At 74.0% G+C, this 14,222-nt stretch carries 14 protein-coding genes; all 14 read right to left on the bottom strand.

All coding sequences use genetic code 11. The features are described 5' to 3' along the window. Nucleotides 1–106 precede the first annotated feature (106 nt). On the bottom strand, nucleotides 107–1,186 hold the full coding sequence (gene lgt, locus ACFV9Q_RS02445; protein ID WP_377229781.1) for a prolipoprotein diacylglyceryl transferase: 1,080 nt from the start codon (nucleotides 1,184–1,186) through the stop codon (nucleotides 107–109). After that, nucleotides 1,183–2,112 carry a tryptophan synthase subunit alpha gene (gene trpA / locus ACFV9Q_RS02440; RefSeq protein ID WP_377232977.1) on the bottom strand — a complete coding sequence of 310 codons (930 nt, stop codon included), beginning with the start codon at nucleotides 2,110–2,112 and terminating at the stop codon, nucleotides 1,183–1,185. Before trpA ends, lgt begins: the two co-directional genes overlap by 4 nt. After that, nucleotides 2,109–3,404 carry a tryptophan synthase subunit beta gene (gene trpB, locus ACFV9Q_RS02435; protein WP_377232976.1) on the bottom strand — a complete coding sequence of 432 codons (1,296 nt, stop codon included), beginning with the start codon at nucleotides 3,402–3,404 and terminating at the stop codon, nucleotides 2,109–2,111. Before trpB ends, trpA begins: the two co-directional genes overlap by 4 nt. Before the next feature lie 11 nt (nucleotides 3,405–3,415). Next, on the bottom strand, nucleotides 3,416–4,231 hold the full coding sequence (trpC, locus tag ACFV9Q_RS02430) for an indole-3-glycerol phosphate synthase TrpC (RefSeq protein WP_377229778.1): 816 nt from the start codon (nucleotides 4,229–4,231) through the stop codon (nucleotides 3,416–3,418). 215 nt (nucleotides 4,232–4,446) lie between these two features. After that, nucleotides 4,447–4,878, bottom strand: coding sequence for a DUF2752 domain-containing protein (locus tag ACFV9Q_RS02425; RefSeq protein ID WP_377232975.1), 432 nt, complete (start codon nucleotides 4,876–4,878; stop codon nucleotides 4,447–4,449). Next, nucleotides 4,862–5,152: a DUF4190 domain-containing protein gene (locus tag ACFV9Q_RS02420; protein ID WP_377232974.1), complete on the bottom strand. Its 291-nt coding sequence runs from the start codon at nucleotides 5,150–5,152 to the stop codon at nucleotides 4,862–4,864. The genes ACFV9Q_RS02425 and ACFV9Q_RS02420 overlap by 17 nt, the downstream gene beginning before the upstream one ends. Nucleotides 5,153–5,160: 8 nt before the next feature. After that, nucleotides 5,161–5,421 carry an HGxxPAAW family protein gene (locus ACFV9Q_RS02415; RefSeq protein ID WP_377229775.1) on the bottom strand — a complete coding sequence of 87 codons (261 nt, stop codon included), beginning with the start codon at nucleotides 5,419–5,421 and terminating at the stop codon, nucleotides 5,161–5,163. 61 nt (nucleotides 5,422–5,482) lie between these two features. Continuing rightward, nucleotides 5,483–6,166, bottom strand: coding sequence for a Trp biosynthesis-associated membrane protein (locus ACFV9Q_RS02410; RefSeq protein ID WP_377232973.1), 684 nt, complete (start codon nucleotides 6,164–6,166; stop codon nucleotides 5,483–5,485). Next, a complete protein-coding gene (locus ACFV9Q_RS02405) occupies nucleotides 6,163–7,782 on the bottom strand; it encodes an anthranilate synthase component I (protein ID WP_377232972.1) in 1,620 nt (539 codons plus the stop codon). Before ACFV9Q_RS02405 ends, ACFV9Q_RS02410 begins: the two co-directional genes overlap by 4 nt. Continuing rightward, a complete protein-coding gene (gene hisI, locus ACFV9Q_RS02400) occupies nucleotides 7,779–8,180 on the bottom strand; it encodes a phosphoribosyl-AMP cyclohydrolase (protein ID WP_377232971.1) in 402 nt (133 codons plus the stop codon). Before hisI ends, ACFV9Q_RS02405 begins: the two co-directional genes overlap by 4 nt. An 81-nt stretch (nucleotides 8,181–8,261) precedes the next feature. Beyond that, a complete protein-coding gene (locus ACFV9Q_RS02395; RefSeq protein WP_377232970.1) occupies nucleotides 8,262–10,157 on the bottom strand; it encodes an ABC transporter ATP-binding protein in 1,896 nt (631 codons plus the stop codon). Next, nucleotides 10,154–12,052 carry an ABC transporter ATP-binding protein gene (locus ACFV9Q_RS02390; RefSeq protein ID WP_377232969.1) on the bottom strand — a complete coding sequence of 633 codons (1,899 nt, stop codon included), beginning with the start codon at nucleotides 12,050–12,052 and terminating at the stop codon, nucleotides 10,154–10,156. The genes ACFV9Q_RS02395 and ACFV9Q_RS02390 overlap by 4 nt, the downstream gene beginning before the upstream one ends. Before the next feature lie 248 nt (nucleotides 12,053–12,300). Next, nucleotides 12,301–13,071 (bottom strand): imidazole glycerol phosphate synthase subunit HisF, encoded by a 771-nt coding sequence (gene hisF / locus ACFV9Q_RS02385; RefSeq protein ID WP_377229769.1) that lies wholly within the window; start codon nucleotides 13,069–13,071, stop codon nucleotides 12,301–12,303. After that, nucleotides 13,071–14,030, bottom strand: a complete 960-nt coding sequence (locus ACFV9Q_RS02380; RefSeq protein WP_377232968.1) for an FKBP-type peptidyl-prolyl cis-trans isomerase — start codon at nucleotides 14,028–14,030, stop codon at nucleotides 13,071–13,073. Before ACFV9Q_RS02380 ends, hisF begins: the two co-directional genes overlap by 1 nt. Nucleotides 14,031–14,222: the final 192 nt, after the last annotated feature.

Here is a 14,222-nt window from a genome sequence, read left to right as displayed (position 1 = left end):
CAGGCACCCGGCCGTAGCCGGGCGCAGTTCCTTGCGGTGGTCCGGGACGACGGCGGCCCGGTCGGTCAGGGGGCTCGTCGTCCGGTGGTCCCGGCGGTCGTGCCCCTCAGGTGCGCACGGAGGCGTCCGCGTCGGACTCCTCCTGTGCAGCTGTCTTTACTTCCTCCGGCTCGGCCGCGGCCTCGCCGGTCCCTTCGACTCCTGGGTCAGGCTCCGGCTCGGCCCGTGGGCCCGCCGGCGGTTCGTCGTCCTCTGGTCGCAGCCGCACCGACTCTTCCCTGGTGGGGAACCTTCGAGCCAGCACGATCGAGACCACCAGGGCCGCAAGGCCCAGCAGGATCGAGGTCCAGACGTTGAGGCGGAGCCCCAGCACCTGCTCCGCATCGTCGATGCGGAGCATCTCGATCCAGACCCGTCCGAGAGTGTAGAGCAGGACGTACGCCCAGAATACCCGCCCATGACCCAACCTGAACCGACGGTCGAGAAACAGCAGAACTCCGGCCATCAGGAGATTCCACAGGAGTTCGTACAGGAAGGTCGGGTGGAAGAGCGTGCCCTCCGGGTACGCCACGCCCGTGGCCGGGTTGGACACCAGGTACTCGGCGTCGATGTGCAGGCCCCAGGGCAGCTCGGTGGGCCGCCCGTACAGCTCCTGGTTGAACCAGTTGCCGAGGCGGCCGACGGCCTGCGCGATCAGCAGGCCCGGCGCCACGGCGTCGGCGAACGACGACAGCCGCACGCCCTGCCTGCGGCAGCCGATCCACGCGCCCACGGCGCCGAGCGCGACGGCGCCCCAGATGCCGAGGCCGCCCTCCCAGACGTAGAGCGCCTGGACGGGGTCACCCCCGCCCGAGAAGTTCTCGCCGAAGTAGCGGTCGGGCGACGAGAGCACGTGGTAGATCCGGCCCCCGACGATGCCGAACGGCACCGCCCAGAAGGTGATCTCCAGGACGTCGTCCGGGCTGCCCCCGCGCGCCTTCCACCGCCTGGCGGTGAGCCAGACGGCGAGGACTATGCCCGCGAGGATGGCCAGCGCGTAGGCGCGCAGCGGGAAGATCCCGAGGTACCAGGTGTGCTGGGCCGGGCTGGGGATCTGGGAGACGGCGGGAGCTCCGGGGAGCGCGGCGGACAACGCGGCAGGCAGCTCGACGGTCAGAGCGGCCGGCAGTGCGGTCAGCAGCGTCACAGGGCCTCTCCGGAGGTGGTCGCACCGCCAGGCGTGGCGGCAGGGGGGTCGGTGGGCGCGGTAGCGCGAGCCGACCGTACCCCGGCGGCGAGGTCCTCCGTCACCCCGGCCAGATCCGTGAGACGGACCGCCCACTCGTCGTCCGGCAGCGGGCCCTCCGACAGGAGCGGGCGGACCAGCGCCGAGCCGACGATGACGCCGTCGGCGAAGCGGCCGACCTCGGCGGCCTGCGCCCCCGTGGAGACGCCCAGGCCCACGCAGACGTTCGGCGCGCCGGCGGCGCGCGTGTCGGTCACGAGCTGCTCGGCGCGCGAGCCCACCTGGTTGCGCTCCCCCGTGACGCCCATGAGCGACGCGGCGTACACGAAGCCGCGGGACTGGCCCACGGTCAGCCGCAGCCGCTCCGGCGTCGAGCTGGGGGCCACGAGGAACACGCGGTCCAGGCCGTGCGCCTCGCTCGCCGCGATCCAGTCGGCGCCCTCGTCCGGGATGAGGTCGGGCGTGATCAGCCCGGCGCCGCCCGCGGCGGCCAGGTCGCGCGCGAACGCGTCCGGGCCGTACTTGAGCACCGGGTTCCAGTACGTCATGACCAGCACGGGCACGTGCGGCGCGTACTCGGTCAGCTCGCGCACCACGCGGAACACGTCGCGCACGCGCGCGCCCGCGTCGAGCGCGCCCTGCGCGGCCGCCTGGATCACCGGGCCGTCGAGAACGGGGTCGGTGTACGGGATGCCGAGCTCGATGATGTCGACGCCGTGGTCCACGAGGGTCTTCAGCGCCTCGATCGACCGGTCGACCGTCGGGTAGCCCACCGGCAGGTAGCCCACCAGGGCGGGCCGGTTGTCCTGCTCGCGCAGGCGGGCGATCAGGCCGGCGGTGCCGGAGTGCGTGTCCGGACCCGTGGCCTGCTGCGTCACCGTGCTCATCCCCGGCCCTCCTGTCGTTCGAGCTCCTCGGCCGCGACGTTGTCGTCCGCGCCGTCCAGCAGCCCGAACCAGCGGGCCGCCGTCGCCACGTCCTTGTCGCCGCGACCGGACAGGTTCACCAGCAGCACGAGCGGCTCGCCGTCGGGGCCGGTGCGGCCCTCGGCGGCCGCGGCCTGGCCCACGCGGAGCGCGCCCGCGAGGGCGTGCGCCGACTCGATGGCCGGGATGATGCCCTCGGTGCGGCACAGCAGGCGGAACGCCTCCATGGCCTCGTCGTCGGTCACGGGCTCGTACGTGGCCCGGCCCAGGTCGTGCAGCCAGGCGTGCGCCGGGCCGACGCTCGGGTAGTCCAGGCCCGCGGAGACCGAGTGGCTGGGCAGGGTCTGGCCGTCGTCGTCCTGCAGCAGGTACGAGCGCGCGCCGTGCAGCACGCCGAGCGCGCCGCCGCTGAACCGGGCCGCGTGCCGGCCGGACTCGATGCCCTCGCCGCCGGCCTCGAAGCCGCGCAGCTCCACGTCCTTGTCGTCGAGGAACGCGTTGAAGATGCCCAGCGCGTTGGACCCGCCGCCCACGCACGCCGCGACGACGTCGGGCAGGCGGCCGGTGCGCTCCAGGATCTGCTCGCGCGCCTCCTCGCCGATGATGCGGTGGAACTGGCGCACCATCTCGGGGAACGGGTGCGGGCCCGTGACGGTGCCCAGCAGGTAGTGCGTGCTCTCGACGTTGGCGACCCAGTCGCGCAGCGCCTCGTTGATCGCGTCCTTGAGCGTGCGCGAGCCGATCTTCACCGGCACCACCTCGGCGCCGAGCAGGCGCATCCGCGCCACGTTCAGCGCCTGCCGCCGGGTGTCCTCCTCGCCCATGTAGACCACGCACTCGAGGTCCATCAGGGCGGCCGCGGTGGCGGTGGCGACGCCGTGCTGGCCCGCCCCCGTCTCGGCGATGAGGCGCTTCTTGCCCATGCGCTTGACGAGCAGGGCCTGGCCCAGCACGTTGTTGATCTTGTGCGAACCGGTGTGGTTGAGGTCCTCACGCTTCAGGAACACCCGCACGCCGCCCGACTCGCCACCGGCGTGCGCGGCGAACCGCGGCACCTCGGTCAGCGGGCTCGGCCGGCCGGTGTACTCCCGGTGCAGGCGCTGCAGCTCGGCCGCGAACTCGGGGTCGTCGGCCGCCTTGCGGAACTCGGTGTCGAGCTCCTCGAGCGCGGCGATCAGCGCCTCGGGCACGAAGCGCCCGCCGTACTGGCCGAAGTACGGGCCGGAGACGTCGGCAAGCTTCACATCGGTCACGTCGGATCCCTTCAGGCCGGACGGACGGAGCGCAGCGACGGGTGCGAGCCCGCGGCGACGAGGTCGGCGACCGAGGCGCGCGGGGCGCCGTCGGTCACGAGCGCCTCGCCCACCAGGACGCAGTCGGCCCCGGCCCGGGCCATCTCCATCACGTCGTGCGGGCCACGGATGCCGGACTCCGCGATCTTGACCACGTCGTCCGGGATGTACTCGGCGAGGCTGCGGAACAGGCCGCGGTCCAGCTCGAGAGTCTTCAGGTTGCGGGCGTTGACGCCCACGACGCGCGCCCCGGCGTCGACGGCCCGGCGCACCTCCTCGAGGTTGTGCGTCTCCACGAGCGCGGTCATGCCGAGCGAGTGCACCCGCTCGACAAGCGACTCGAGCACCGTCTGCTCCAGGGCCGCCACGATGAGCAGGACCAGGTCGGCACCGTGCGCGCGCGCCTCCCACACCTGGTACGGCGTCACGACGAAGTCCTTGCGCAGCACCGGCACGTCCACGCGACCGCGCACCGCGTCCAGGTCCGCCAGCGAGCCGTTGAACCGGCGCTGCTCGGTGAGCACCGAGATCGCCGAGGCCCCGCCGGTCTCGTACTCGACCGCGAGCGCCGCCGGGTCGTCGATCTGCGCCAGCGAGCCCTTGCTGGGGCTCGAGCGCTTGACCTCGGCGATGACCGAGACGGCGTCCGCCTGCTTGAGGCGGCCGAGACCCTCGAGGGCCCCGGGCACCGCGTTGGCGCGCTCCTTGAGCGCGTCGAGAGGCACGCGTGCCTCACGCTCCGCGAGGTCCTCACGAACCCCCGCGACGATGTCCTCCAGGACCGACATGTAATGAGCCTCCCCGTGCCCTCGCTCTGCCCTCGGCATGCGGCCTCGTACGCCTGATCACGCCCTACGACTGCTGGGACGTGTGCCCCATGGCCATGGTAGGCGGATCCAGGGTGTGGTCCTGACCACTCCCGGACCGTGAGACGACGGTCCGTCAGATCCCGGGCGGGCGCCGTCGGCGTCGTTCCCTGGAGATCGCCTGATCAGGGCCGGGATCAGAGCCAGGGGGTCAGGTACTGCTGCAGCCCCGGCAGGTTTCGTGCCACGAAGAACGTGAGCGCGACCCCGAGCGTGACCCAGCCCGCCGTGCTCGACAGGCCGCGGAACGGGCGTCCGCGGACCGCGGCCACGAGCCAGGCCAGCCAGACGACCACGACCACCGGGGCGGTGAGGGTCCACAGCGCGTTGGCGGACCAGGCGTCCGCCAGGTCGAGGTGCGCCAGGTCGTGGGTGGCGCGCAGCCCGCCGCACAGCGGGCAGGCCAGGCCGGTCAGCTCCAGCAGCGGGCAGAACCCGTACGAGCCGGCCACGTGCGGGTCGCGGAGCGCCACCAGGAGGGTGGCCGCGCCGACGGCCGCCCCGGCCAGGACCGGCGCCCGCAGTGCGGGCGCCGCCGGCCGGACGGCCGTCTCAGGAATTCGACCCACCCGCCAGGAATCGGACGACGACGAGCCCGATCACGACGGCGAGGAGGGCGAGGGACAGCCAGCCCAGCACGACGCCGGCCAGCGCCGTCCCCTCGTTGTTCGCGTCGCCGGCGCGGACGGCGCGGCGGCCCTGGTTGCCGACGATGATCGCCGGGATGCCCGTGAGGGCACCCAGGAGGAGCACGATCGACGCGATGCCCAGCACGAGCGACCAGACCCCCAGGTTGTTGCGGGGGTAGGCGGCGGACGGAGCGGCCATCTCCAGGGCGGTCATGGCACCGGTTACCGCTGGACCGTCTTCTGGCCCAGGCCCAGGTTGCGCAGGACCAGGCCGATGACGAGCGAGGCTCCGATGACGACGAAGCCGAGCACGAACAGGACCAGCCAGGCCGACCACGACTGGGCCACGATGACGCCCCACGAGGAGATCAGCACACCCAGCGTGATCCCGACCATCGTGACCCACGCGGCGACCGTGTGGCCGTGGTTGGTCGGCGGGACGCCCGGCGGGAGGTAGGCGATCTCAGGCTTGTTCTCGGTCATCGCAGGTTTGATGCCTTTCGTGTCGTGCGGTACGCGCCCAGCCTAACCGCTAGCGGCCGGGTCAGCGGCCCGTCGGGTCGTCGCCGCGGGACAGGGCGTCCCAGGCGTCGTGGGGGTCGATCTCGTCGTCGTCGGCCGGGGACTCCTCGGGGGCGGGGGCCGGGCCGGCGTCGACCGCGGGCGGGGCCGCGGCGTCGTCGGCCGGGGCCGTTCCCGAGGCAGTCCCGGTGGCCGATGCGGTGGCGGTTCCGGTGGCCGGGGCCTGGTCCGCGCGCTCGTGCCGGCCCGACGTCGCCGTCCAGCCGCGCGCCGCGACGGCGCCCCACACGGCGACGGCCACGGCGAGCACGCCCGTGGCGACCGCGGCCCACGGCCAGGCCGTCAGCACGACGGGCGACGTCAGCTCGGTGACGCCGCTGGAGGCGGACGCCGCGGCGGTGGCGGCGGGGGTCGGATCCTGGATGACGACGAGCGTGCTGCCGACGACGAGCACGCCGGCCGCGGCGGCGACCACGAGCGCCACGTACCGGGCCACGCGCCCGGTGAGCGCGCAGGCGATGCCCGCCGCCAGCAGCACGAGGGCGCCCGCCCCGACGCCCGGCGCGGCCGAGGTGCCGGACGCGGCGACCGCCACCTCGGGCTGCAGCGCCGTGGCCACCGTCGTGGTGATCCAGGTGGGCGAGCCCGTGCCGAACGTCAGCGCGCCCAGCACGAGCAGGGCGAGGACGGTGCGGGTGCGGGTCACCGGTCGCCTCCCGTGGTCGGCAGGGGCGTCGCGCGCAGCGGCGTCAGGCGCGACGCGAGCTGGATCGCGCGGACCGCCGCGGCGGCCTTGTTGCGCGACTCCGCGTACTCCAGCGCGGGGACCGAGTCGGCCACGATGCCGCCGCCGGCCTGCACGCTGGCGCGGCCGTCCGCGATGTACGCGGTGCGGATCGCGATCGCCATGTCCATGTTGCCACCGAAGTCGAAGTAGCCGCACACCCCGCCGTAGATGCCGCGCGAGGCGGGCTCCAGCTCGTCGATCAGCGCGATCGCCCGGGGCTTGGGCGCGCCGGAGAGGGTGCCGGCCGGGAACGTCGCCCGCAGCGCGTCGAGGGCGCCGAAGCCCGGCCGCAGCCGGCCCACGACGGTGGAGCACATGTGCATGATGTGGCTGAACCGCCGCACCTTCATGAACTCGACCACCTCGACGCTGGTGGGCTCGCAGACCTTGACCATGTCGTTGCGGGACAGGTCGACGAGCATGATGTGCTCGGCCCGCTCCTTGGGGTCGGCCAGGAGCTCCTCGCCGAGCTCGGCGTCCTCCTCGGGGTGGGCGCCGCGCGGCCGCGAGCCGGCGATCGGGTAGGTGGTGACGTGGCCGTCGTCCACCTTGACGAGCGTCTCCGGGCTGGAGCCCACGACGGCGAACTCGGCGCCGTCGGGCTTGGCCAGGTGGAAGTAGTACATGTACGGGCTCGGGTTGATCGTGCGCAGCGCCCGGTAGACGTCCAGGGGGTCGGCCGCGCAGTCCAGGTCCAGGCGCTGGGAGAGCACCACCTGGAACACCTCGCCGTCGCGGATGGCCTCCTTGCCCGCGAGCACCGCGTCCTCGAACTCCTCGCGCGTGGACCGGAACTCGAGCTGCGGCTCGGGCACGTCCTCGGCCACCACCGACGTGACGCGCGGCATGCCGGCCGCGAGCTGCGCCTGCATGGCGTCGAGCCGCGCGACGGCGTCCGCGTACGCCTCGTCGACGCGCTCGTCCGTGGCGTCCGCGTTGATCGCGTTGGCGACCAGCCAGACCGTGCCCTCCCGGTGGTCGACCACCGCGAGGTCGGTGGCCAGGCACAGGGCGAGCTCGGGCGCGCCCGTCTCGTCCGGGGCCGTCGCCGGGAGCGTGGGCTCCCAGTGCCGCACGACGTCCCAGCCCAGCACGCCGGCCAGGCCGCCGGTCAGCGGCGGCAGGTTCGCGACGCCGGGGGTGCGCAGGGCGGTGAGCGCCGCGTCGACCACGTCGACGACGTCGCCGCGCGTCGGGATGCCGACGGGCACGTCGCCGGTCCAGACGGCCTGGCCGCCGTCGCTGGTCAGGGTCGCGCGCGAGGCGACGCCGACGAACGACCAGCGGGCCCAGACGCCGGACTCGGCCGACTCCAGGATGAACGTGCCCGGGCGGCCCTGCGCCAGGGTCCGGTAGAGGCCGACGGGCGTGGCGTCGTCCGCCAGCAGGGGCCGGACCACGGGGATCACGCGACGGTCGGCGGCCATCCCCCGGAACTCGGGCAGGCTCGGCCAGGTGCGACCCCAGGGCAGGTCGGCGGGCGCGGTCGCCGCGCGGGCCTCGTGGGTGTCGGGCTGGCTGTCGAGCTGGGTCACCGGTTCTCCTCGTTCTCCTGGTCGCGCTCCTGCTGGTCGCGGTCGCCGACCACGGCGCCCAGGTCACCCCCGGCGACGAAGCACGTGCGCGCTCCCGTGTGGCACGCGGCGCCCACCTGGTCCACCTGGACCAGCAGCGCGTCGCCGTCGCAGTCGATGCTCACCGCCTTGACGTACTGGGCGTGGCCGGACGTGTCGCCCTTGCGCCAGTACTCCTCGCGGCTGCGGGACCAGAACGTCACCCGCCCCTGCGTGAGGGTGCGGCGCAGGGCCTCGTCGTCCATCCAGCCGACCATGAGCACCTCGCCCGTGTCGTGCTGCTGGACCACGGCGGCGACCAGGCCGGCGTCGTCGCGCTTGAGTCGGGCGGAGATCGTGGGGTCGAGAACTTCGGGCACCTGAGAATCCTGCCACGTCGTGGGCCGACGGCGATGTGATGTCCGCCGCCGGCCCCGATCCGTTACCGAAACCGCCCGGTGCTACCGGGTCTGGGCCACCCAGCTGTCGTACATCTGGGCGTAGATGCCGTGCGCCCCGACCAGCTCCCGGTGCGGGCCGACCTCGGCGACGTGGCCCTGGTCCACCACGACCACCAGGTCGGACGCCTCCGCGGTGGAGAGCCGGTGCGCGATGGTGATCGTGGACCGGCCCGCGGTCAGGGAGTCCAGGGCCCGCGCGATGCGCACCTCGGTCGCGGGGTCCACGGCCGACGTCGCCTCGTCGAGCACCAGCAGGTCCGGCTGCGCCAGGTAGGCGCGGGCGATCGCGACGAGCTGCCGCTCCCCCGCGGACAGCGCCTCGCCCCGCTGGCCCACCGCCGTCTCGAGCCCGTCGGGCAGGTCGGCCACCCAGTCGGCCAGGCCGAGCTCGGCGAAGGCGCGCTCGACCGCCGCGCGGTGCCCGGCGGCCGGCTCGTCGTCGTCCGCGCGGTCGTTCTCTGCGGCCGAGGGCGCCTCCAGGGGCGCCCGCAGGCCGTAGGCCGCGTTCTGGAGCACGGTGCCGTCGAAGAGGAAGCCCTCCTGCGGCACCAGCACGACGCGCTCGCGCAGCGAGGCGAAGCTCAGGTCGCGCAGGTCCGTGCCGTCGAGCTCCACGACGCCCGCCGTCGGGTCCATGAGCCGGGTGACGAGCTTGGCGACGGTCGTCTTGCCGGAGCCCGTCTGCCCGACCACGGCCACCTTGGTGCGCGGCGGCAGGTCCAGCGTCACGCCGTGCAGCACCTCGGGGCCGCCCGGGTAGGCGAACCGGACGTCGCGGAGCGTCACGTGCGCCGGCCCGCGCTCCTGGGTCACGGCGCCCGGCTTCTCGGCCACCTGCACCGGCGTGTCGATGACGGCGATGACCCGCCGCCAGCCGGCCACGGCGTTCTGCAGCTCGTTGAGGATCTCCGTGGCCATCTGGACCGGGCCGGTGAAGAGCTGCACCAGGAAGAGGAAGGCCACGAGCTGGCCCGCCGTCAGGCCGCCGCCCACGCCCAGCAGCGTGCCCACGACCACCACGACGGCCAGCACCAGGTTGGAGATGAGCACGCCCGACGAGAACGTCGCCGCGACCAGCACCTGGGACCGGGCCTGGGCGCTGCGCGTCGCCTCGACGGCGTCGCCGATCCGGCGGCCCGTGCGGTCGGCCACGCCGTAGGCGCGCACCGTCTCGGCGCCCACCACGGACTCGGAGATGGCACCCAGCATCGCGCCGACCCGCTCGCGTACCAGCGTGTACGCGCGGTTCACGTACTTCTGGCCGTACCGGATCACGAGGAACATCGGCACGAAGGCGATCCAGACCACGGCGGTCAGGATCGGCGAGTAGACCAGCATCAGCCCGGTCGCCACGAGCACCTGCAGCACGTTGACGAGCAGCATGATGCCGCCCCACTGCACGAACAGGGAGACCGTGTCGACGTCGTTGGTCACGCGCGAGACCAGGGCGCCGCGGCGCTCGGTGTTCTGCGTGAGGGTCGAGAGGTCGTGCACGTGCCGGAACGCCTTGACGCGCAGCGTCGCCAGCCCGGCCTCGGCCGAGCGGAACAGGCGCACGTTGACGAGCGCGGCGCACAGCGCGGCCAGCACGAGCGCCCCCGCCGCGAGGGACGCGAGCACCGCCACCTGGCCGACGTCGGGCCCGCCGTCGGCCAGGATGCCGACGTCGATCGTCTGCTGCACCGCGAGCGGCACCACCACGCGGCCCGCGGCCGCGAGGGACGCGAGCAGGAGCGTGACCCAGAGGCCGCGGGTGATCTCGGGGCTGATCTCGATGCCGCGGCGCAGGGTCGCGAACACGCCCAGGCTGCTGGCCGACTCGATGCGGGCGCCGTCGGCGTCGAGCAGGTCCTCGGGCACGTCGGTCACGTCGGGCTCGTCCGTCACCGCGGTCATCGGGCCACCTCCTCCAGCTCGTCGTCCAGCGTCCCGGCGGCCGCCTCGTCGGCGCGTTCCTGCTCGCGGCGCTCCGTCTCGGCCTCGTAGGCCGTGGCCAGCGCGCGGTAGCCGGGGTCGCGCTCCATCAGCTCGTCGTGCGTGCCGACGTCGACCACGCGGCCGCCGTCGACGTGGACCACGCGGTCCGCGAGCGCCACCGACGACATGCGGTAGGCGACCATGATCACGGTGGTGCCGGGGGCGGCGTCGCTCCCGGCCGCGTCGTCGGCCCGGTCGTCGGCCCGGTCGTCGGCCGCGGCGTCTGCTGCGTCGTCGGCCCGCGCGGCCAGGCCGCGCAGGATCTCCTGCTCCACGCGGGGGTCGACGGCGCTGGTCGCGTCGTCGAGCACGAGCAGGCGCGGGCCGCGCACCAGGGCACGGGCGATCGCGAGGCGCTGCCGCTGTCCGCCGGACAGGTTGGCGCCGCGCTCGCCCAGCGGTGCGTCGAGGCCGCCGGCCATCTCACGCACGGTCTCCTCCAGGCGGGCAAGCCGCAGGGCGTCCCACACCTCGTCGTCCGACGGCGCCCCGGGGGCACCCGCGTCGGCGAGCGTCACGTTGCCGCGCACGGTGTCCTCGAAGATGAAGGTGGACTGCGTGACGAGCGCGACGTGGGCGGGGATCTCGCCGTCGGCCAGGGTGCGGGCGTCGACGCCGTCGAGCAGCACCTGCCCCCGCGTCGGGTCGGAGAGGCGGGCCAGGAGGCTCACGAGGGTGGTCTTGCCGGCGCCCGTGGTGCCGACGACGGCGACCGTGGCGCCGGGCTCGACGTCGACGTCCACGCCGTCGAGCAGGGTGATCGAGCGGCCGACCGCCCCGCTGATCGCGGGGACGTCGACGCCGACGTCCGTCAGGCGCACCGCCAGGCCGGCCGAGCGGTCGGTCCGCGGCAGGCGGGTGTCGCCGTGGGCGAGGGCGCCGGTCGAGTCGGCGACAGCCGCGATGCGCTCGTAGCCGACCAGGGCGCGCGGCAGCTCGCCGAGCACCCAGCCGAACGCCTGCACGGGCACGGTCATCATGGTGAGCAGGTAGGCGGCCGTGACGAGGTCGCCCGGTTCGACGGCGCCCGTCGAGATGCGCCAGGTGCCGACGCCGAGCACCAGCAGGGTGCCGATCGAGGGCAGGGTCTGGATCACGGGGTCGAACAGCGAGCGGACGATGCCGACCCGCACGTTCGCGGCGCGCAGCTCCTGCGTGCGGGCGCCGAACCGGCTCTCCTCGCGGTCCTCGGTGCCGAGCGCCTTGACGAGCAGGGCGGCCTCGAAGCTCTCGTGCGCGACGTCGGCCACGTCGCCCCGCAGGCGCTGGGCCCGGGTCACGGCCGGGGACATGTGCCGCTGGTAGACGGCGTTGACGGCCACGGTGACGGGGATGACGGCGAGCGCCGCGAGGGCCAGCCACGGGTCGATCGACACGAGCAGCACCACGGAGACGCCGATCATGACGACGACGCCGAGCGCGAACGGCAGCGGGTTGAAGACGCCGGTGGCGGCCTCGGTGTCCGAGGTGGTGTGGTTCAGGAGCTGGCCGGCGGGGTGCGAGCGATGCCAGGAGCCGGGCAGCCGCAGGTACTGCCGGGTCAGGGTGGTGCGGTGGTCGGCCTGGATGCGGACGACCCCGTAGCCCGCCCAGATACGGCGCCCGGCGACGGACAGGGCGAGCGTGAGCGCGACGGCGCCGAGCACGAGCCCGGCGAGCCAGACCCGGTCACGGGCGGCCTCGTCGCCCGCGATGGCGGGGACGACGACGGAGTCGGTGGCCCAGCCGACCGCGCGGCTGACGCCGACGGTCAGGGCGCCGAAGATCCCGGAGGCGCCGACGGCGAGCAGGTAGATGCCGGGGTGCGAGCGCATCCCGCGCCACATGAGCGAGATCGACCGGCGCACACGAGAGCCCGTGAGGGCCATCGGAGTGGGTCGCGGGGCATCTGGGGGCACGGCAAGACCTCGCTTCGTGGGGGGACCGCACTATTTTCTCACGGCGCGGGAATCGATTCGACGGATTTACGCCCTGGGCGTCACCGACGCTATGACCTCAACGTAGGTCGAGGTCAAGGAAGTCCCGGGGGGACGTCCCGGCCGACGCCCCCGCCGGCGGGGGCTCAGCGGACGTCGAGGCCCGCCGCGCGCATCGCGTCCTTGACCTGGCCCACCGTCAGCGCGCCGAAGTGGAACACCGACGCCGCGAGGACGGCGTCCGCGCCCGCCCGGGCCGCCTCGACGAAGTGCTCCGGCGTCCCCGCGCCGCCCGAGGCGACCAGCGGCACGTGCACGCGCTCGCGCACGGCGTGCAGCATCTCCAGGTCGAACCCCGCGGTGGTGCCGTCGGCGTCCATCGAGTTGAGCAGGATCTCGCCCGCGCCCAGCTTCGCGGCGCGCTCGGCCCACTCCACGGCGTCGATCCCGGTGCCGCGCCGCCCGCCGTGCGTGGTGACCTCGTAGCCCGACGGCGTCGTGACGTCGCCGGTGACGCGGCGCGCGTCGACGCTCAGGGTCAGCACCTGGGAGCCGAACCGCTGCGCGATCTCGGAGATGAGCTCCGGGCGCGCGATGGCCGCGGTGTTCACGCCCACCTTGTCGGCGCCGGCCCGCAGCAGCCGGTCGACGTCGTCCGTGGAGCGCACGCCGCCGCCCACCGTGAGCGGCACGAAGACCTGCTCGGCCGTGCGCCGCACCACGTCGACCATGGTCTCGCGGTCGCCCGACGAGGCCGACACGTCCAGGAACGTGAGCTCGTCGGCGCCCTCGGCGTCGTAGCGGCCAGCGAGCTCGACCGGGTCCCCGGCGTCGCGCAGGTCGGCGAAGTTGACGCCCTTGACCACTCGGCCCGCGTCGACGTCCAGGCACGGGATCACTCGGATCGCGACGGACATCAGCCCTCCTTCTTCTTCGTGTCCTGCTGGTTCGTGTCCTCGTCGTCACCCGCGACGGCCTTGTGCGCGTCGAGGATGTCGACCACGTACACCATGGTCTCGCCGGCCAGCTCGCTGGCGGTGTTCGCGAACCCGCTGTCAGGCGGCACGACCAGCATCACCTGCGACCCGACGGTCTGCTCCAGGAGACCCTGGTCCCAGCCGTCGACGAGACGGCCGATGCCGATCTCGGCGGACTGGGGCGGGGTGCCCTCGGTCCAGGTCGTGTCGACGACCTTGCCGTCGCTCCAGCGGACGGCGGTGAACTCCACGGTCAGGATCTGGCCGGCCCGCACCTGCGGTCCGGTGCCGCGCAGCAGCGGGTGCACCACCAGGTCGGTCGGCGGCTTCACGCCCCGCGGGACGCGCACGGTCGGGGCGCCGAGGTCGTCGAGGCGCACCTGCGGCAGGTCCTTGCCCGGCGGCACGCCCTCCCTGCCGGCCGCGCGGGCCGGCAGCACGTCCACCACCAGCAGCACCGGGACGCCGTCCTGCTCCTCCATGAGCGCGAGGCGCGTGCCGACGCGGCGGCCCTCCAGCGCGGCGAAGAGGTGGTTGCCGAGCGACTTCTCGGTCATCGTGTACCCGGCGGGCGCGGTGCGGAACGTGTTCTGCAGCTCCGTGCCGTCGCGCCCGTCCTGGGCGTAGAGGTTCAGCAGCACCGGGTCGTCGCGCTCCAGCACGTCCCCCGTGCCGGGCCAGACCATGCGCGCGCCCGGCCGCAGCACCGTGAACGGCTGCTCGTACTCGAGCGTAGGCGGGGCGCCGCTCGCGCCCGTGACCTGCAGCGGCTGCTGGGAGGCCGACGACGTCGGGGCGGGGCCCACGTCCACCGGGAGCGAGGCCGGCGCGCACGCGGCCGTCACGGCCACCGTCGCCGCCGCCAGCGCACCGACGAGGACGCGTACCCAGGAACTCACCCGCAGAGTCTCCCATGCCGGGGCGGGAGTCCCGGAACCTCGGTCCCGGAACGAGCCGGTCCCGGAACGGCTCCGGCCCGGGGAAGGGCGGGGGGGGGGGTCCGGGGGGGGAAAAGGGGGGGGGAAGGCTTTCCCCTAGGCCCTCCCCCCCAGCTTTTTTTTTTCCCCCCCTTCCCCTCTCTACCCACACAA

Origin of the sequence: Promicromonospora sp. NPDC059942 (assembly GCF_042731755.1) — a bacterium.
Lineage (GTDB): Bacteria > Actinomycetota > Actinomycetes > Actinomycetales > Cellulomonadaceae > Promicromonospora.
Note: the sequence above shows the minus strand (reverse complement) of the source record. Positions and strands in the feature narration are given on the sequence as shown.

What these genes read in the sequence shown, in the direction of transcription:
- trpA (WP_377232977.1), bottom strand. Translation starts at nt 2,112, where the DNA reads ATGAGCACGGTGACGCAGCAGGCCACGGGTCCGGACACGCACTCCGGC.
- trpC (WP_377229778.1), bottom strand. Translation starts at nt 4,231, where the DNA reads ATGTCGGTCCTGGAGGACATCGTCGCGGGGGTTCGTGAGGACCTCGCG.
- ACFV9Q_RS02420 (WP_377232974.1), bottom strand. Translation starts at nt 5,152, where the DNA reads ATGACCGCCCTGGAGATGGCCGCTCCGTCCGCCGCCTACCCCCGCAAC.
- ACFV9Q_RS02415 (WP_377229775.1), bottom strand. Translation starts at nt 5,421, where the DNA reads ATGACCGAGAACAAGCCTGAGATCGCCTACCTCCCGCCGGGCGTCCCG.
- ACFV9Q_RS02395 (WP_377232970.1), bottom strand. Translation starts at nt 10,157, where the DNA reads ATGACCGCGGTGACGGACGAGCCCGACGTGACCGACGTGCCCGAGGAC.
- ACFV9Q_RS02390 (WP_377232969.1), bottom strand. Translation starts at nt 12,052, where the DNA reads ATGCGCTCGCACCCCGGCATCTACCTGCTCGCCGTCGGCGCCTCCGGG.
- hisF (WP_377229769.1), bottom strand. Translation starts at nt 13,071, where the DNA reads ATGTCCGTCGCGATCCGAGTGATCCCGTGCCTGGACGTCGACGCGGGC.